The organism is Rothia sp. LK2588, from assembly GCF_040946465.1.
Taxonomy (GTDB): domain Bacteria; phylum Actinomycetota; class Actinomycetes; order Actinomycetales; family Micrococcaceae; genus Rothia.
Genome location: NZ_JAYWLS010000003.1, coordinates 341,537 through 357,933 on the forward strand (window position 1 = coordinate 341,537; position 16,397 = coordinate 357,933).

Genomic DNA, 16,397 nt, shown 5'->3' on the forward strand with positions numbered 1-16,397 from the left:
AGTATGTCAAAAAGAACATACTGGGTGATTTTGTGGGTACGGAATCGGGAAGGCCGGGCGTGTCCGGGGCGTTCTAACCGGTCAGTCCAGTTCATCTCCCCGGTTACTCGCCGCTGGTCCGGAACCTTGCCGCGTGCCGGCGTCCGGTTCGGCGGGAGGTAACAGCGGAACCGTAACCCGCGGCAGAAAGAACCCCACGCAGGGTCCGGCCAACAGGGAGAGGGCGATGGTGCCGGGGCCAAACTCGCCACCGGCCGCGATGCCGATGACCACCACAGTCACCTCGAGTGCGGTGCGAACGACGGTCGCCGAGAGGCCCGTGATGCGCATGAGGCCCGTCATCAACCCGTCGCGGGGGCCGGAGCCGAATTGTGCACCGATGTAGAGCGCATCGAAAAAACCGAAGAGTATCAGGCCCACGATCACGTAGACGATCTGCAGGGGTAGGCCGGTGGGATCGGGGATGATGCGTAACGAGAGGTCACCGAAGATGCCGATGAGAAAGGCGTTGGCGATCGTGCCCAGCCCCGGCATCTCCCGTAAGGGAATCCAGAGCAGAAGCACGATCATCGAGGTGACGATCGTGATCAGGCCGTAGCTCAGCCCGAATTGCTTCATGAGACCCAGTGTGAGCACGTCCCAGCTCATCGCGCCCAGGCCTGCCTTGATGAAGATGGCTACCGAGAAACCGAAACCGGCCAGTCCGATAAAGAGCTGCGGCAAACGTAGTGCCAGTTTTCCGGCCCGCAACTGATTAATCGGGTTCATGTTCAACAGCGCCGGTGGGGGTTTTCTAGCCATGTGAGCCATGCTATCGCGAGCCGTTCTGTACCCCGAAAATCACCCAGTATGTCAAAAAGAGCATACTGGGTGATTTTCGGGGTACGGAACCGGGAGCGCCGGGCGTGTCCGGGCTACTCCAGCTGACCCCACCGGCACAGGTGCATCCGTTAAGTCTTGCGCACTCACCTACCCGGTTTCACCCCGCTATGTCCCACCTGACTGCCGGAAAACCAGAAAGTTAATCCAGAAACTTTCGGGGCCCACTGTTCGCCCGCAAGACCAACTTAGGGTTTTTCCGACCCATATCATTTCGATCCGCTTCGTGACATTTTGTCGTCATGACCTCAATTTCGGCGGGTCTACCATATCTAGTGTCTCCCACAGAAAGAAGCCACTAGATGTTGTTGTTTGAAGAGAAACAGACCCCTTCTGCACTGGAGCAACTGCAGTCCGGAGCCGCCACCGCCCTACACGAGAATGCCAACAAAGATGCCACCGTTTTCAACACCCAGCGCGACCTCACCGCCGGGGCCGTCGCTAAGGACTATGCTCTCGAACACCTACTCCCGCGCGCGGTCGCCGAGGCCCACCAATCCGGTGATATCCACTTTCACGATCTCGACTATTCGCCCTACGCCCCCATGACCAATTGTTGTCTGATCGACATCGCCGGCATGCTGGCCGAGGGGTTCACCATTGGCAACGCCAACGTCGAATCCCCGAAGTCAATTCAGACCGCGGCGGCGCAGGTCTCCCAGATCATCGCCAACGTCGCCAGCTCCCAGTACGGCGGCTGCTCGGTGGACCGCATCGACGAGGTGCTGGCCCCCTACGCCGAGTTGAACTACGCCAAACACCTGCAGGACGCCCGCCGCTGGGTTCGTCCCGAACAGCACGAGGAATACGCCGCGCAGAAGACGGCCAAGGACGTCTACGACTCCATGCAATCCCTGGAATACGAAGTCAACACCCTGTACTCCTCCAATGGCCAGACCCCGTTCGTGACCTTCGGCTTCGGCCTGGGCACAGGACCCTGGGAGCGGGAGATCCAACGCGCGATCCTCAACGTGCGCATCCGCGGTATCGGCAAAGACGCCACGACCGCCATCTTCCCCAAACTGGTCTTCGGCCTGCGCCGGGGCACCAACCTCAACCCCGAAGACCCCAACTACGACGTCAAACAACTGGCCCTAGAGTGCGCCGCGAAGCGCATGTACCCCGACGTGCTCAACTTTGAGAAAATTGTTGAAATTACAGGTTCGTACAAGGCTCCGATGGGGTGCCGGTCGTTCTTGCAAAGTTGGCAAGACGAAGCTGGCCACGAGGTCGCTGCCGGCCGCATGAACCTCGGGGTGGTTACGGTGAACCTGCCCCGCATCGCCCTGGAAACCGCGCCGGCAACCGGCCCGGCGGCGTCCGGAACCGAGCGGGAACAGGCGCTGTTTCGCTTCTGGGACTTACTCGATGACCGTCTCGAGGTCGCTCGCCAGGCCCTGTACTACCGCGTGCAACGGTGCACCGAGGCGCGGCCTGAGAATGCGCCGATCCTCTACCAGCACGGAGCGTTCGGCCTGCGAGCCGAGCGCGGTGACCGCGTCGACGAGTTCTTCGCCAACGGACGCGCCACCGTCTCCCTGGGATACATCGGCCTCTACGAGGTGGCGACTGCCTTCTTCGGACCGGCCTGGGAGAGCGACCCGCAGGCCAAGGCCTTCACCCTGGAGATTCTCGCCCGTCTCAAGTCGCACTGCCACACCTGGTATGAAGAGACCCCAACATCAACCCCAGCGGAGCTTCACCATCAGCGCACTGCCACACCTGGTATGAAGAGACCGGTTATTGGTTCTCGGTGTACTCCACACCCTCCGAGTCGTTGACCGACCGCTTCTGCCGCCTCGATCGGCAGCGCTTCGGTGCGATCGAGAACATCACCGACAAGGACTATTACACCAACTCCTACCACTACGACGTCCGCAAGAAAGTGACCCCTTTCCAGAAGCTGGATTTCGAAAAGGACTACCCGTTCTACGCCTCGGGCGGCTTTATTCACTACTGTGAGTACCCGAAAATGACGCACAACCTGCAGGCGCTAGAGGCCGTGTGGGATTACGCCTACGACCGCGTGGGATACCTGGGTACCAACGCCGCCATCGATCGCTGTTTCGAGTGCGGTTTCGAGGGCGAGTTCAACCCCACCGCTGCGGGGTTCTGTTGCCCCGATTGCGGCAATACCGACCCCGAGACCTGTGACGTCGTCAAGCGCACCTGCGGTTACCTGGGCAACCCGATGAAGCGCCCGATGGTGCACGGCCGCCACGAAGAGATCGCCTCCCGTGTCAATCACATCTGATCGCGGCACCCCGATCCAGGACGGCCCCCGCCGGCTTCCTCCGCGTTCGGGCAACTGGAACACGGGGCGGCTCAGCCGCGGGTTCGTGGCCGACTACAAACCCTTCACCTTCGTTGACGGGCCGGGCGTGCGGTGTTCGCTCTATGTTTCGGGGTGCCCCTTTGAGTGCGTGGGGTGCTATAACAAGGCAGCGCAGTCATTCCGCTACGGCCGGCCCTATTCCCACGAGCTGGAAGAAGAGATCCTGGCTGACCTCGCCCAACCATATGTCGCGGGGTTGAGCCTGCTGGGTGGCGAACCCTTCTTGAACACGGGGGTGTGTCTGTCGCTTGCTCGGAGGGTACGCGAAGAGCTACCGGGAAAGACCGTGTGGGCGTGGACAGGCTTCACCTGGGAGCAACTACAGGCCTCGATCCGCGCGGGAAACAGCGATCAGCTGGAGCTGTTGCGTCTGACCGACGTGCTCGTTGACGGGCCGTTCGTTCAGTCCCGGTACGACTCTCACCTGGCTTTTCGCGGCTCCAGCAACCAGCGCCTACTCAACGTGGGCGCATCGCTGGCGGCCGGGCGTCCTATCGAATGGCGAGAAAGCGAGCCGGGCGGGCACACCGCCGGGGGAGCGGGGCGCTAAAGCAGCGAGGTCATCATCGCCTCGAAGGCCAACCGCGCGCTGGCGTTCGTGGAGAGGCGACGGCGGGTCAACGAGACCGTGTCCAAACGTTGCAGGGTCTTCTCCGGGGTGTTCTCCCGGGCGTATTCACTCAGCTCCTGCGCCAGGTGGGAGTTGATCAGCGCCGAACCGGTACCCAGCTGAATCGTCAACACGTCGCGGAAAACCGTCTGAATGTCGATGAGAAAGCGATCCAGGGTATCGGTTTTAATGCGGCGGGCTCGCCGTTTCTGATCTTCCTCCAGGTGTCGCAGCTGCGCTCGCATCGCGGGGGTAACCTTCTGATCTTCCTCCATACCCAGCTGCGCCATGAGTTCGGCGCGTTCACGTTCGTTACGCTCGGCGGCGTCCGCCTCGGCCTCTTCATCGGCGATCTCCACCAGCTTCTCGGCGGCGGCCATGGCTTGCGCGATCGAGCGCAGGCTCACCGGCATGCGCACCACCGATTCGCGGCGGGAACGGGCCTCGGGGTAGAGCGCCAGACGACGCGCCACGCCCACATGCCCCTGGGCCAACGCCGCGCAGTGCTCGGCCAATCCCGGTTCCACGCCGTCGCGGCGTACCAGCAACTCGGAGACGTCTTCGGTAGAGGGCACCCGTAGCTTCAGCGAGCGGCAACGGGAACGAATGGTGACCAGGACGTCCTGGGGCGAGGGGGCGCACAACAGCCAGATGGTGTGCGGGGGCGGTTCTTCGATGGCCTTGAGCAACACGTTGGAGGTGCGCTCGGGCATGCGGTCGGCGTCTTCAACGATGATCACGCGCCAACGACCTACCGAGGGACGGTCTTGGGCGCGAACCACCAGCTCGCGGGCCTCCTCGATCTTGATCTGCAGGTTCTCGGTGGAGAAGTGGGTCAGGTCGGCGTGCGAGCCCTTGAGCACGGTGCGGCAGGCGCGGCACTGTCCGCAACCGCGCTGGGAGGGGTCGGTCTGTTCACAGAGGAGGGCGGCGGCCAAGGCCACGGCGGCGGTGGACCGGCCGGAACCGGGCGGTCCGGTGAGCAACCACGCGTGGTGGGGGTGGTCGCTGGCCGCCGCGGCGCGTAACTGCTCTACGGCTTGCGGCTGACCGACCAGGTTATCCCAAACGCTCATCGGTTCTCCTCTTCGGTGGTGTATGCGGCGCGGGCATTCAGTGCCTCCTGCACCGCGATGAACACCTGCTCGTGGACGTCCGCAATGGAGCCCGTGCCGTCGATGACCGCGTAACGTTCGGGGTGCTCGGCAGCCAGCTGCCCGAAGGTGGCATGGATGGCGGTATAGAACTCGTCAGACTCAGATTCCATGCGATCGGCGGCGCCGCGCGCTCCGGCGCGATCACGGCCGGCGTTCAGCGGCACATCGAGCAAAATCGTCAGGTCGGGCACCAGGTTCTCGGTGGCCCACAGGCTCAACTCGGTCACCGGGGAAACCCCCAGGCCGCGTCCGGCCCCCTGGTATGCGGCGGAAGAATCGATATAGCGATCGCAGAGCACCACCGCCCCCTCGTCGAGGGCGGGGCGAATGAGCTGATGAGCGTGCGCGGCTCGGGAGGCCGCGAAAATGAGCGCCTCGGTGCGGGCATCGATCTCACCGTTGCCGTGGTCCAGCACCAACGAGCGGAGTTTCTCACCGATCTCGGTGCCTCCGGGTTCGCGGGTGGTCACCACGCGGTGGCCCGCCTCGGTCAGGGCCTCGGCCAGTAGCCGTACCTGGGTGGTCTTGCCGGAGCCGTCCCCGCCTTCGAACACGACGAACAACCCCGCCTGCGGCGAAGAAACGGGCGTGGACGCGGGGTGATAGGTGAGTGAGTCTTGCACCCTCCCAGCCTACCAAGATGCGAACAACGCTCTGGAAGTGCGGTGAGCCTCGGCTAATGTTAAGTGACATGAGCAATAGTGAAAACGTCACCCCCGAAACCTACGTTGTCAGCGCCGGCCGTCCGGCCCCCGAACACGACGCGCCGGTCAACCCACCGATCGTGCTCTCCTCAACCTTCCGCGGTTCGGTACCCGTTGACCCGGTTAACGACAAAGTCTATGCCCGCTTCAACAACCCCACCTGGGAGGGCTTCGAAGAGATCGTGGCCGGCCTGGAAGGCGCCAGCGAACCCGGCCTGAGCTTCGCCTCGGGCATGGCCGCCATCGCATCAGTGCTCGACCTGGTGCCCGTAGGGTCCACGATCCTGATGCCCAAGCACGCCTACATGGCTTCGGTGACCATCGCCGAAGACCTACGCCGTCGCGGCATCGCTGAACTGGTGCGTTTGGATATCGAAGACACCGACTCGGTGATCGAAGCGATGCGCGCGGCCGCCACCGATGCGGGCATGAGCGCCGAAAACGTGGACTACTCCGCGCCGAAGGTATTGCTCTGGCTCGAGAGCCCCACCAACCCGATGCTTGAGGTCGCCGACCTTCCCACGGTGCTGGCGGAGGCCCGCAAGCTGGGTGTGGTGAGCGCGGTTGATAACACCTTCGCCTCTCCCTTGCTGCAGCAACCGCTCAAACTCGGCGCCGACGTCGTGGTCCACTCCGCCACCAAGTACCTGGCCGGCCACTCGGACGTCCTGCTCGGGGTCACCGCCACCAGCAACCGGGCGCTGTATGAAGCCATGCTGCACCACCGCACCACCAACGGCGCGATCCCCGGCCCCTTCGAGTCCTGGCTCGCGTTGCGTGGAGTGCGCACCCTCTCGCTACGCGTGGAGAAGGCCTGCGAGAACGCGCGGTTCTTGGCCGAGAAATTCCAGCAACACCCGGCGATCCGTGAAGTCCGCTACCCGGGGCTTGCCACGGATCCCGGCCACGAACGCGCCGCCGCGCAGATGAGCGACTTCGGTTCGGTGCTGTGCGTGGTGCTGGACGCCGACGTCGAGCAGACCGAGCGCGTCATCGATCAGTTGCAGGTCTGGACGCCGGCCACCAGCCTCGGCGGCGTGGAGTCGCTGGTGGAACGCCGCCGTCGGCACGGTAAGGAGCCCGCGTCGATCCCGCCCTCGCTCGTCCGTTTGTCGGTGGGTATCGAGTCGGCCGACGACCTTTACGAGGATTTCGTCCGCGCGCTCGCCGGGCTGGATAAGTAACGGTAAGCTGGGCTCGTGTCTCCTATCGCATTACTTTCTCTGGTTATTTTGATCGTCAACAAGGCCTTTGCCGTGGCTGTTTTGGTCATGTCTGCGTGGGCACTGTTGACCGCGTTGCAGGCCACCGATTACGCCTTCACCAGCGCCGGTAAGCGCACGAAGGGGTTCTGGGTAGCGGTGACCGCCGGTTGCACGGTGGTCTCCGCGCTGATTCTGTTGACGCCGTTTAACTCCCTGCTCTTCCAGCTCATCGTGGCTGTCGCGGCGGGTGTGTTCATGGCGGACGTCCGCCCGGCGGTTCGAGTGCGGCGCCGTTAACCGCCTCAGCGTTTCTCGAATCGTGAGCGATTCGTGCACCGGTCAAGAATAATTCGGGCATCGTGGCGCAGAGGGTGGATAATAGAGTTATGACTTATAAATTGGTACTCCTGCGCCACGGACAGTCCGACTGGAACAACAAGAACCTGTTCACCGGTTGGGTTGACGTGCCGTTGACTGAAAAAGGTGAAGAAGAAGCTAAGCGCGGCGGCGCGCTGCTGAAGGAACGCAACATCCTTCCCGACGTGGTTCACACCTCGCTCTTGCGCCGCGCGATTAACACCGCCAACCTCTCGCTGGACGCCGCAGATCGCCTGTGGATTCCCGTCAAGCGCAACTGGCGTCTGAATGAGCGCCACTACGGCGCTTTGCAGGGTAAGGACAAGGCTGCGACCCTGCAGGAGTTCGGCGAGGAACAGTTCATGACCTGGCGCCGTTCCTACGACGTTCCGCCGCCGCCGCTGGACGACGACAACGAGTTCTCGCAGGCGAACGACCCGCGTTACGCAGACCTCGACAACGCTCCTCGCACCGAGTGCCTCAAGGACGTTCTCGAGCGTATGCTCCCGTACTGGAACGAGTCCATCAAGCCTGATCTCGAGGCCGGCAAGACCGTTCTGGTCGCCGCGCACGGCAACTCCCTGCGCGCCCTGGTCAAAGAACTGGACGGCATCTCCGATGAGGACATCGCCGGTTTGAACATTCCCACCGGTATCCCGCTCTACTACGAGCTGGACGAGAACTTCAAGCCGACCAAGGCTGGCGAGTACCTCGACCCCGAGGCGGCAGCCGAGTCGATCAAGGCAGTAGCCAACCAGGGCAAGAAGTAATCTTCTTGACCGACTAACAAAAAAGGCCCGGCCGGTGAACAACCGGCCGGGCCTTTACTGTAGCTTCAGTGAGTTAGCTCCACTCACCGGTGACCAGGTAAGAGACCTTGCGTGCCACGGAGACACCGTGGTCGCCGAAGCGCTCGAGGTAGCGGCTGGCCAGCGTGACGTCCACGGTGACCTGCGGCGCGTGGCCCCATTCTTCGGCGTTGAGCTTCTTGAACACTTCGCGGTGCAGCTCGTTGATGCGGGCCTTGTGCGCGTAGATGTTCTCGGTGTGGCTCAGCTCGTGGGTACGTAGCAGTTCCACCACGGCGTCGATGATCTGACGGTCGAGGGAGACCATCTCTTCGAACAGCGGTGTGATTTCCGAAGGCAGGGCACGCTCGGGGAAGCGCATGCGGGCGATCTGAGCCACGTGGCGAGCGAGGTCACCCATGCGCTCCAGCGAGGAGCTCATGCGCAGCGATGAAACGATGGTGCGCAGGTCGGAGGCCACGGGACCCTGCAACGCCAGGATGTCGATGCAACGCTCGTCGAGCTGATTCTGCATGAAGTCGATGCGCTGGTCGTTGGAGATAACCTCCTCGGCCTCTTCGATGTCGGCGTTGAGGAACGATTCCGAGGCGCGGACCAAGGCCTCCTTGACCAGGGTGGCAACCTGGATCAGTTCTTCGTTGACCTGCTGAAGTTCTGCCTGAAAGACTTTGCGCACGTGCGCGTCCTTTCCGTTCGAGGGATAAGTCGAGGGGGTTCGATCGGGCAGGTCACCCTGCCAGTATTTACCCACAATCATATGTAGTTTGCCAAGATAAGGTGAACTGCCACCACCGCGACGGTAAACGTTAGTTGAACCCGGTAGTAATAAGTAATGCAAAGAAGAACCGGGGCTGTCTTTGTGATTACAGTAGAGTCTGTGGATCCCATCCTGGTGGCATTGTTTTCGATCTTGATCGGTCTGTGCATCGGCGTGGTGAGCATGTGGGCTGTCAACCGCAGCGAACGTGAACGTGCTCGCTGGGCCGACGTCGAAGAACCGAGCATTAGTGACGGCGCAGCGGAAGTGCTGGCCGTCATTGGTCGTGCCTATGTGGTGGTCGATGCTGTGGACGGCGTCGTGCAGGCATCCCCGGGCGCCTACGCGTTGGGCCTGGTCAAGGGCCACACCGTGATCTCCGAAGAACTGCTCGAGATGATCCACCAGGTGCGTAGCCACGAGGTGATCGTGGAACGCGAAATCAATATCACCCGCGGCACCATGACCAAGACCCAGCTCGTGATCGACCTGCGGGTTGCCCCCGTGGGAGACGAGTACATCCTGGTTCTCGCCGACGACCGCACCGAGATCGCGCGCGTGCAGGCGGTTCGTACCGACTTCGTCGCCAACATCTCTCACGAGCTGAAGACACCGGTGGGCGCGGTGGGTCTGATGGCCGAGGCCATCGAATCCTCGGCGGACGACCCCGAGTCGGTGAAATACTTCTCCCAGCGCCTGCAGAAAGAGTCCAAGCGGTTGGCTTCGCTGGTCCAAGACGTCATCGAGCTGTCTCGTTTGCAGTCGACCGACGTCGTGCGGCAGTCCAAGCTGGTTGATATCAACGAGCTGGTGGCGGCGTCCATCGACCGCAACCGGATCACCGCCGAAGGCAAGAACATCGAGTTGCAGTGCGGCGGCAGGGCCAAGCACCAGGTCCACGGCGACCCTGAACTGCTGGGCACCGCGATCCGCAACCTGATCGAGAACGCGATCCGCTATTCCCCCGAGAAGACCAAGGTGGGTATCGGTGTGAGCGAACGCAACGGCATGGTCAAGATCTCGGTGAAGGATCAGGGCCCGGGCATTCCCGAAGACGAGCAGGATCGCATCTTCGAACGCTTTTACCGGGTCGACCCCGCCCGGTCGCGTCAAACAGGTGGTACCGGCCTGGGCCTGTCTATTGTTAAACACGTGGTCTCGCAACACAACGGTGAGATTTCGCTGTGGTCGGTGCCCGGAGAAGGCTCAACCTTCACCATCGCCTTGCCCACCGTCGACGACGAAGCCACACAAGATTTGCTGGGCGCCCCGAAAACGGGCGCGCAGAATAGCGGAGAAAATTCCGTAGCATCATTCAGCTCAAGCATTGCTTCGGCTCAAGAATAGAAGGAATCATACTAGTGACCCGCATCTTGGTAGTAGAGGATGAAGAAGCCCTCAGCGAGCCCCTGGCTTTTCTTCTGGGGCGTGAAGGCTTCGAAGTGCAGGTAGTCGACAACGGTACGGACGCCGTGCCCGAGTTCGAACGCAACGGAGCCGACCTCGTCTTGCTCGACGTTATGTTGCCGGGCCAGTCTGGCATGGAGGTCTGCAAGCAGATTCGTGCCACCTCCACCGTGCCGATCATCATGCTCACTGCCAAAGACTCAGAGATCGATAAGGTGCTCGGCCTGGAGCTGGGAGCAGACGACTACGTCACCAAGCCGTACTCCTCGCGCGAGCTGATCGCCCGCGTCCGCGCGGTATTGCGTCGCCAGACCGAGACCGAAGAAGAGACCAGCAACGCCGTCGAAGGCGGCCCGGTTCGCATGGACGTCGAACGTCACGTGGTGACCGTGGCGGGGGAGACCGTCGCGATGCCCCTGAAGGAGTTCGAGCTGCTGGAGATGCTCTTACGCAACGCCGGCCGCGTGCTGACCCGTTCACAGCTCATTGACCGCGTGTGGGGATCCGACTACGTCGGTGACACCAAAACCCTGGATGTTCACATCAAGCGCCTGCGCTCGAAGGTGGAACCGGACCCCTCGAATCCGCGTTACGTGGTAACCGTGCGCGGTCTGGGCTACAAGTTCGAACCTTAAACCGATTCCACGCAGACGACTGCGGGGCGGATACCTCATCGATGAGGTACCCGCCCCGCAGTGCGTTGGGAAGAAATTAGTTGCTTGCGCTCGGCGAGGGCGAAGCGGAGCCAGCCGCGGGAGCCTTGACCGGGGTGAACTCGGTAGCGCTCTTGTCCGAGGCGTTCGGGATGTACTGTTGGTATTCGTCGAGGGTGCCGTCGAGGATCGGGAGGTTGAAGGATTCCGATTCGGATCCTACCTTGCCCTTGTTATCGGTGATCATCTCGCCGGGCATCTTCTCGACCTTGGGAACGATCAGCTTGTTGGCGTCGTCCTCGAAACGGATCTGTTCGCCCGCGGGAACGGTAATGGTGGTGTCCTGGTAACCGTCGACGTTCAGATCAAGAGCCAGATCCATGGGCTTATCGCCCAGGTTCAACACGGTGCCCAGAACGCGACCGGGCTGACCCTTACCCTCGGAGATGAGCATCAGGTTGCGGACGTCCATGCGCTGACCATCCTTGGTCACGGAGAACGAGACGCCATCTGAGGCTGCATACTGGATGGTGGTCGGCTGCTTGTAGATGTAACCACAACCGGTAGCGGTCAACATGGCTGCCGACAGTGCAACTGCTGCGCCGGCGCGCTTGAGAGTAGTGGAAGCGACAAACTTCACGGCATGAACTCCTTGGTGGTAACGAAGTAGTTGTTCGTTGCACTCTTATTTACGTCGCGTGTGTGACAGACGCTTGATCTGAGAGCCTTTTCTTATACAGTCTAACCTCTTACAGACGGATCGTCTGTATCGGGCGGGCAGAGTTGGCCGGTTTATGCCTTTACCTGGCGGTATGCCCGCTTAAAGCTGTCCTCAGGGTGCTTAGAATTCGCCGTGATAGAATGGATAGGCTGAAAGGGGTTAATCCATATGCTTTTTGAGGTTGGCGAAACTGTCGTTTACCCTCACCACGGAGCCGCAACGATCGAAGAGATCAAAACGCGCACTATTCGTGGCGAAGAAAAAATGTACCTGAAGCTCAAGGTAGCACAGGGTGATCTTGTCATTGAAGTACCTGCTGAGAACGTTGACATGGTAGGTATGCGCGACGTCGTCGACGAACGCGGTCTGCAAGAAGTGATCGACGTGTTGCAGGCGACCGACACCGAAGAAGCCACGAACTGGTCGCGTCGTTACAAGGCCAACGTCGAGAAGCTGGCTTCCGGTGACGTCATCAAGGTGGCAGAGGTCGTGCGCGATCTGTACCGTCGCGAGAACGATCGTGGGCTCTCCGCAGGCGAAAAGCGCATGTTGGCCAAGGCTCGTCAGATCCTTTCCTCCGAGGTGGCGCTGGCTAAGGACATCGACGAAGAGGCGGCCGAGGCGGAACTCGACAAGATCCTCGATACCAACTCCAAATAACTCCTCCGGTATGCTCGAATATTGTGAGCATAACGAATAGGTTTTCTACGACGGCGAACGCGCCAGGTGTTTCTCAACACCGCGCGTTCGCCGTCGTTGTGGTTGCTGCCGGTTCGGGTACGCGCTTGGGTTACGGCGTGCCCAAGGCGCAGGTTCCGGTGGCCGGAAAAGCGTTGTTGAGCTGGGCCCTGGAGGGTGTGGACGCCGCAGGTTGCGCGTCTCGGTTGATCGTCACCGTCCCGCCCGGGGACGTTGAACTCAGCGCTTTGGCCGAGGAGTTCGGTGCCGCGGTGGTCACCGGAGGCGCAACGCGCGCCGATTCCGTGGCGGCCGCCTTGGCGGCCCTGCCCGACGCGCCGGTGCGCGTCGGGTTCACCGATGAAGCGCCGACCGGCGTCCTGGTCCACGACTGCGCACGTTGCTTCACCCCGCCGGAGGTCTTCACGCGGGTAATCGAGGCGTTGAATTCGGGGCAGCAGGCGGTGATCCCGGTGGTCCCGGTGGTCGACACCATCAAAGAGGTTGACGAAACCGGGGCGGTCACCGGTACCCCTGCTCGCTCTCAACTGCGGGCGGTGCAGACCCCGCAGGGGTTCGATCTGGCCGCGCTACTGAACGCCTACGAACAGGCCTCGCGCGAGGGCTTGGCCGAGACCATCACCGACGACGCGATGCTCGCCGAGACGATGGGGCTGACGGTGCACACCGTGGCCGGTTCCGCCGATTCTTTCAAGATCACCACCCCGCTGGACTTGGCGCTGGCGCGTGCCTTGCACGAGCCCTCAACTCACTAACTTTCACCATCCCCGCGCAAAGCTCAGGAGGAATTTAATGTTGTTTCCCCGTACCGGTATCGGCGTTGACGTTCACGCCTTTGGTGAGGAGGGCACCGAGCTGTGGGTGGCCGGGTTGCACTGGCCTGGGCAACTGGGGCTGTCGGGCCACTCCGATGGGGATGTCGTTGCTCACGCCGCCGCCGACGCCCTGTTCTCCGCCTCGGGAACCGGTGATCTAGGCTCAAACTTCGGGGTCGATCGCCCCGATATGAAGGGTGCCCCGGGGGTGCGAATTCTCGCCGAGGCCGCCGCGATCGTGCGCGCGGCCGGCTTTGAGATCGGCAATGTTGCGGTTCAGCTGGTGGGTAATAAACCTAAGTTCTCCCCGCGCCGCGACGAAGCCAACCGGGTGCTCAGCGAAGCGGCTGGAGCTACGGTGACCGTCACGGCGACCACCACCGACGCGCTGGGTCTGACCGGACGCGGTGAGGGGGTAGCCGCCATCGCCACCGCGTTGGTCTACCCCGTCGAGGCTTCTCGCTGAGGTTCCGCCGCCTCGCCGGTGGCGGCGCGCGGATGCATCGTCATGCGGAATACGCATAAAATGAGACCGTGACTCTACGTTTTTACGATACCGCGACTGCATCTGTTCACGACTTTCAGCCGGTTTACCCCGGCGAGGCTCGCATCTACTACTGTGGCGCCACGGTTCAGGGCGCGCCCCACATCGGGCACGTGCGCTCGGCTCTGGTGTTCGATCAGCTCTCTCGCTGGTTGACCTATCGCGGTTTCAAGGTCACGACGGTACGCAACGTCACCGACATCGACGATAAGATCCTGGCCAACTCGACCCGCTCCTTCGAGGAGGGTTTCGAGGGCGAATACCCCCGCGAGGAATGGTGGGCGCTGGCGTATCGTTTCGAAAAGGTTTTCGCCGCGGCCTACGCGGCCCTGGGCATCGCTCCGCCCACCTATGAGCCCCGCGCCACCGGGCACATCCCCGAGATGTTCGCGCTAATTCAGCGTCTGATCGACAACGGCCATGCCTACCCGGCCCTGGACGACTCGGGCGATGTTTACTTCGACGTCAAGTCCTGGCCCGAGTACGGTTCGCTGACCCACCAGAAACTTGATGAGCTCAAAGATGCCGAGGACGCCGATCCCCGCGGCAAGCGCGACCCGCGCGACTTCGCGCTGTGGAAGGGATACAAAGAGGGTGAACCGGAATCGGCCTCCTGGGATTCCCCGTGGGGTCGTGGCCGCCCCGGCTGGCACCTGGAGTGCTCGGCCATGGCCGGAAAGTACCTGGGTCAGCGCTTCGACATCCATGGCGGAGGTTTGGACCTGCGCTTCCCGCACCACGAAAACGAGCTGGCCCAGTCGACCGCGGCGGGCGACGGTTTCGCCAACTTCTGGCTGCATAACGGGCTGGTCACCTACGAGGGCGAGAAGATGTCGAAGTCGATCGGCAACACCGTCTCGCCCGAGCAGATGCTGGCCATGGCGCGTCCGCTGGTGGTGCGTTACTACCTGGGGTCCGCCCACTATCGGTCGGTGCTCGACTACCGCCCGACGTCCTTGGAGGAGGCCGCAGCCGCGGTGGAGCGCGTGGAGGCGTTCTTGGCGGCGACCATCGAGTATCACCGTGACGATGCCGAGGTCACCGAGGCATTCGCCCAGGCGATGGACGACGACCTGAATATTCCGCAGGCCCTGGCCGCCCTGCACGACGCGGTGCGGGCCGGCAACTCGGCGCTCGCGGCGGGGGAAAGCGCGAAGGAACAGGCGGAGTCCGTCTATGCAATGGCCCGAGTGCTCGGCCTCATCCAGCTGATGAGCTTCGGTGGAGGTGCTTCGTCGAACGCCGCTGAACACGCCGCCCTGGATTCGCTGATTCAGTCGATGCTGGCCCAGCGTGCCCAGGCCCGCGCCGATAAGGATTGGGCAACCGCCGATCAGTTGCGTGACGCGTTGACCGAAGCGGGCATCCATATCAAGGACGGCGCCGCCGGCTCGACCTGGTCTATCGGCTAGCGCACACTCTGGCCCGTTCGCGCGGTCGCTAGGCTACGCTAGCTAGGATTGAACATGTGAAGTGGGGTCTACACGCCCCCGGATTGCGGGCAGGTGCCCGATGAAAGAGGTTTGTATGGCGAAAGCAGGCCGCCGCCCCGGCGCAACGAACGCGAAGAAGGGCCCTACCAAGGGATCCGGTGGTAAGGGCCGCAAGGCTCTCGAAGGCAAGGGCCCCACTCCGAAGGCAGAGGATCGTCCGTACCACAAGGCGTACAAGATGAAGCGCGCGGCGGAGCGTCGTCAGGCTCATCTGCACTCGCGTCCTGCCCCGCGTTTGGGCGGTAAGCGCACGAGCGAGGAGTTGGTGACGGGCCGCAACGCCGTGCTCGAGGCGTTGAAGACTGAGATTCCCGCCAAGCACCTGTACGTGATGAGCCGCATCGAACCGGACGAGCGAGTCAAGGAAATCATGACCTTGGCGAACAAGAAGAACCTCCCCATGCTGGAGATCGGTCGAGGGGAATTGGATCGCTTGACCGAGGGCTCGGTGCACCAGGGCATTGCTTTGCAGATCCCGCCGTACAAGTACCCGGACGCTACCGACCTGGTGCTCGATGTGATGGAGCGCTTCCACAACGGTCAGTTGAAGACCCCGCCGTTGTTCGTTGCTTTGGATGGCATTACCGATCCCCGCAACCTCGGCGCGATCATTCGTAGCGTCTCCGCCTTCAGCGGTGACGGCGTGATCATTCCCGAACGTCGTAGTGCCGCGGTGACGGCGTCGGCGTGGAAGACCTCGGCCGGTGCTGCTGCTCGCATTCCGGTGGCGATGGCCACCAACCTGACGCGTGTGGTGCAGCAGGCCAAGGACTCGGGAATTTTCGTAGTGGGTCTGGACGGCGGTGGCGACATTGAGTTGCCGCAGCTGGAATTGGCCACCGAGCCGCTACTGGTTGTGGTCGGATCCGAAGGCAAGGGTCTGTCTCGTCTGGTGACTGAGAACTGCGATCAGATCGTTTCGATCCCGATCGATTCTGCAATGGAGTCGCTGAATGCATCGATGGCTGTGGGAATCTCGTTGTACGAGGTCTCGCGTCGTCGCGCTGCCGCTACTGCCTAGTATTTCTGAACTGTGTGCCCGTTCCACCTCTGGTGGAGCGGGCACTTTTGTAGATTGTGGTGGGCGTGGCGCGGTGTAGGGAGGGGTAGAAAGAGCGGTTTCAGACCGATTTAAAGTTTTTCGAAAAAATATTTTGGCTTAAATTCCGCGTAATTCCGGGGTAAATCGAATAATCACAAAGATGTAAGTTACCTAGCACACTAGAATCCGGGTTGCAAGGATGTCAGGGCC

At 62.0% G+C, this 16,397-nt stretch carries 18 protein-coding genes; 13 read left to right on the forward strand and 5 right to left on the reverse strand.

Annotated elements, in window-relative coordinates; translation table 11 throughout:
- Nucleotides 1-81 precede the first annotated feature (81 nt).
- A complete protein-coding gene (locus VVR12_RS08570; RefSeq protein WP_368550785.1) occupies nt 82-801 on the reverse strand; it encodes a YitT family protein in 720 nt (239 codons plus the stop codon).
- 380 nt (nt 802-1,181) lie between these two features.
- Between VVR12_RS08570 and nrdD (VVR12_RS08575) the strand changes: the two genes are divergently transcribed.
- From nrdD (VVR12_RS08575) to nrdG, 3 genes are read left to right on the forward strand one after another with little or no spacing between them, the layout of a single operon-like run.
- Nucleotides 1,182-2,660 (forward strand): anaerobic ribonucleoside-triphosphate reductase, encoded by a 1,479-nt coding sequence (nrdD, locus tag VVR12_RS08575; protein ID WP_368550786.1) that lies wholly within the window; start codon nt 1,182-1,184, stop codon nt 2,658-2,660.
- Entirely contained in the window at nt 2,633-3,133 is a 501-nt protein-coding gene (gene nrdD / locus VVR12_RS08580; RefSeq protein WP_368550788.1) for an anaerobic ribonucleoside-triphosphate reductase, read from the forward strand. Before nrdD (VVR12_RS08575) ends, nrdD (VVR12_RS08580) begins: the two co-directional genes overlap by 28 nt.
- On the forward strand, nt 3,117-3,764 hold the full coding sequence (gene nrdG, locus VVR12_RS08585; protein ID WP_368550790.1) for an anaerobic ribonucleoside-triphosphate reductase activating protein: 648 nt from the start codon (nt 3,117-3,119) through the stop codon (nt 3,762-3,764). Before nrdD (VVR12_RS08580) ends, nrdG begins: the two co-directional genes overlap by 17 nt.
- Here the strand turns inward: nrdG and VVR12_RS08590 are convergent.
- Nucleotides 3,761-4,900: a DNA polymerase III subunit delta' gene (locus VVR12_RS08590; RefSeq protein WP_368550792.1), complete on the reverse strand. Its 1,140-nt coding sequence runs from the start codon at nt 4,898-4,900 to the stop codon at nt 3,761-3,763. The two genes, nrdG and VVR12_RS08590, sit on opposite strands and share 4 nt — an antisense overlap.
- Nucleotides 4,897-5,604: a dTMP kinase gene (tmk, locus tag VVR12_RS08595; RefSeq protein WP_368550793.1), complete on the reverse strand. Its 708-nt coding sequence runs from the start codon at nt 5,602-5,604 to the stop codon at nt 4,897-4,899. Before tmk ends, VVR12_RS08590 begins: the two co-directional genes overlap by 4 nt.
- Nucleotides 5,605-5,672: 68 nt before the next feature.
- On the opposite strand from tmk, the gene VVR12_RS08600 reads away from it, so the two are divergent.
- From VVR12_RS08600 to VVR12_RS08610, 3 genes are all read left to right on the forward strand, one after another.
- Nucleotides 5,673-6,869, forward strand: coding sequence for a PLP-dependent aspartate aminotransferase family protein (locus VVR12_RS08600; protein WP_368550794.1), 1,197 nt, complete (start codon nt 5,673-5,675; stop codon nt 6,867-6,869).
- Nucleotides 6,870-6,884: 15 nt separating this feature from the next.
- Entirely contained in the window at nt 6,885-7,187 is a 303-nt protein-coding gene (locus tag VVR12_RS08605; protein ID WP_368550795.1) for a DUF2516 family protein, read from the forward strand.
- A gap of 89 nt (nt 7,188-7,276) precedes the next feature.
- The gene (locus tag VVR12_RS08610; protein ID WP_368550796.1) at nt 7,277-8,017 is read left to right on the forward strand and encodes a phosphoglyceromutase; all 741 of its coding nucleotides are present in this window, start codon (nt 7,277-7,279) and stop codon (nt 8,015-8,017) included.
- A 73-nt stretch (nt 8,018-8,090) separates the two neighbouring features.
- On the opposite strand, the gene phoU is transcribed toward VVR12_RS08610, so the two are convergent.
- Nucleotides 8,091-8,732 (reverse strand): phosphate signaling complex protein PhoU, encoded by a 642-nt coding sequence (gene phoU, locus VVR12_RS08615; protein ID WP_368550797.1) that lies wholly within the window; start codon nt 8,730-8,732, stop codon nt 8,091-8,093.
- A gap of 201 nt (nt 8,733-8,933) precedes the next feature.
- Between phoU and VVR12_RS08620 the strand changes: the two genes are divergently transcribed.
- Together VVR12_RS08620 and VVR12_RS08625 are read left to right on the forward strand one after the other, a co-directional pair.
- A complete protein-coding gene (locus VVR12_RS08620) occupies nt 8,934-10,160 on the forward strand; it encodes a sensor histidine kinase (RefSeq protein WP_368550798.1) in 1,227 nt (408 codons plus the stop codon).
- A gap of 14 nt (nt 10,161-10,174) precedes the next feature.
- Complete coding sequence (locus VVR12_RS08625; RefSeq protein ID WP_368550799.1) at nt 10,175-10,855, forward strand: winged helix-turn-helix domain-containing protein; 681 nt, start codon at nt 10,175-10,177, stop codon at nt 10,853-10,855.
- A gap of 76 nt (nt 10,856-10,931) precedes the next feature.
- Here the strand turns inward: VVR12_RS08625 and VVR12_RS08630 are convergent, their stop codons facing one another.
- Nucleotides 10,932-11,513, reverse strand: coding sequence for a hypothetical protein (locus VVR12_RS08630; RefSeq protein ID WP_368550800.1), 582 nt, complete (start codon nt 11,511-11,513; stop codon nt 10,932-10,934).
- A 249-nt stretch (nt 11,514-11,762) separates the two neighbouring features.
- Between VVR12_RS08630 and VVR12_RS08635 the strand changes: the two genes are divergently transcribed.
- The 5 genes from VVR12_RS08635 to rlmB all read left to right on the forward strand — a co-directional run bounded on the left by VVR12_RS08635 (nt 11,763) and on the right by rlmB (nt 16,166).
- Complete coding sequence (locus VVR12_RS08635) at nt 11,763-12,254, forward strand: CarD family transcriptional regulator (RefSeq protein ID WP_368550801.1); 492 nt, start codon at nt 11,763-11,765, stop codon at nt 12,252-12,254.
- Nucleotides 12,255-12,391: 137 nt separating this feature from the next.
- Nucleotides 12,392-13,048, forward strand: a complete 657-nt coding sequence (gene ispD / locus VVR12_RS08640; RefSeq protein WP_368550802.1) for a 2-C-methyl-D-erythritol 4-phosphate cytidylyltransferase — start codon at nt 12,392-12,394, stop codon at nt 13,046-13,048.
- Between the two features lie 37 nt (nt 13,049-13,085).
- Nucleotides 13,086-13,574: a 2-C-methyl-D-erythritol 2,4-cyclodiphosphate synthase gene (ispF, locus tag VVR12_RS08645; RefSeq protein ID WP_368550803.1), complete on the forward strand. Its 489-nt coding sequence runs from the start codon at nt 13,086-13,088 to the stop codon at nt 13,572-13,574.
- 68 nt (nt 13,575-13,642) lie between these two features.
- Nucleotides 13,643-15,064, forward strand: a complete 1,422-nt coding sequence (cysS, locus tag VVR12_RS08650) for a cysteine--tRNA ligase (RefSeq protein WP_368550804.1) — start codon at nt 13,643-13,645, stop codon at nt 15,062-15,064.
- A gap of 115 nt (nt 15,065-15,179) precedes the next feature.
- The gene (gene rlmB / locus VVR12_RS08655; protein WP_368550805.1) at nt 15,180-16,166 is read left to right on the forward strand and encodes a 23S rRNA (guanosine(2251)-2'-O)-methyltransferase RlmB; all 987 of its coding nucleotides are present in this window, start codon (nt 15,180-15,182) and stop codon (nt 16,164-16,166) included.
- The last annotated feature ends 231 nt before the right edge of the window (nt 16,167-16,397 follow it).

Excerpts from the sequence above, each read along its gene's own strand:
- VVR12_RS08570 (WP_368550785.1), bottom strand. The coding sequence starts at position 801 with ATGGCTAGAAAACCCCCACCGGCGCTGTTGAACATGAACCCGATTAAT.
- nrdD (WP_368550786.1), top strand. The coding sequence starts at position 1,182 with ATGTTGTTGTTTGAAGAGAAACAGACCCCTTCTGCACTGGAGCAACTG.
- VVR12_RS08590 (WP_368550792.1), bottom strand. The coding sequence starts at position 4,900 with ATGAGCGTTTGGGATAACCTGGTCGGTCAGCCGCAAGCCGTAGAGCAG.
- VVR12_RS08600 (WP_368550794.1), top strand. The coding sequence starts at position 5,673 with ATGAGCAATAGTGAAAACGTCACCCCCGAAACCTACGTTGTCAGCGCC.
- VVR12_RS08610 (WP_368550796.1), top strand. The coding sequence starts at position 7,277 with ATGACTTATAAATTGGTACTCCTGCGCCACGGACAGTCCGACTGGAAC.
- VVR12_RS08635 (WP_368550801.1), top strand. The coding sequence starts at position 11,763 with ATGCTTTTTGAGGTTGGCGAAACTGTCGTTTACCCTCACCACGGAGCC.
- ispF (WP_368550803.1), top strand. The coding sequence starts at position 13,086 with ATGTTGTTTCCCCGTACCGGTATCGGCGTTGACGTTCACGCCTTTGGT.
- rlmB (WP_368550805.1), top strand. The coding sequence starts at position 15,180 with ATGGCGAAAGCAGGCCGCCGCCCCGGCGCAACGAACGCGAAGAAGGGC.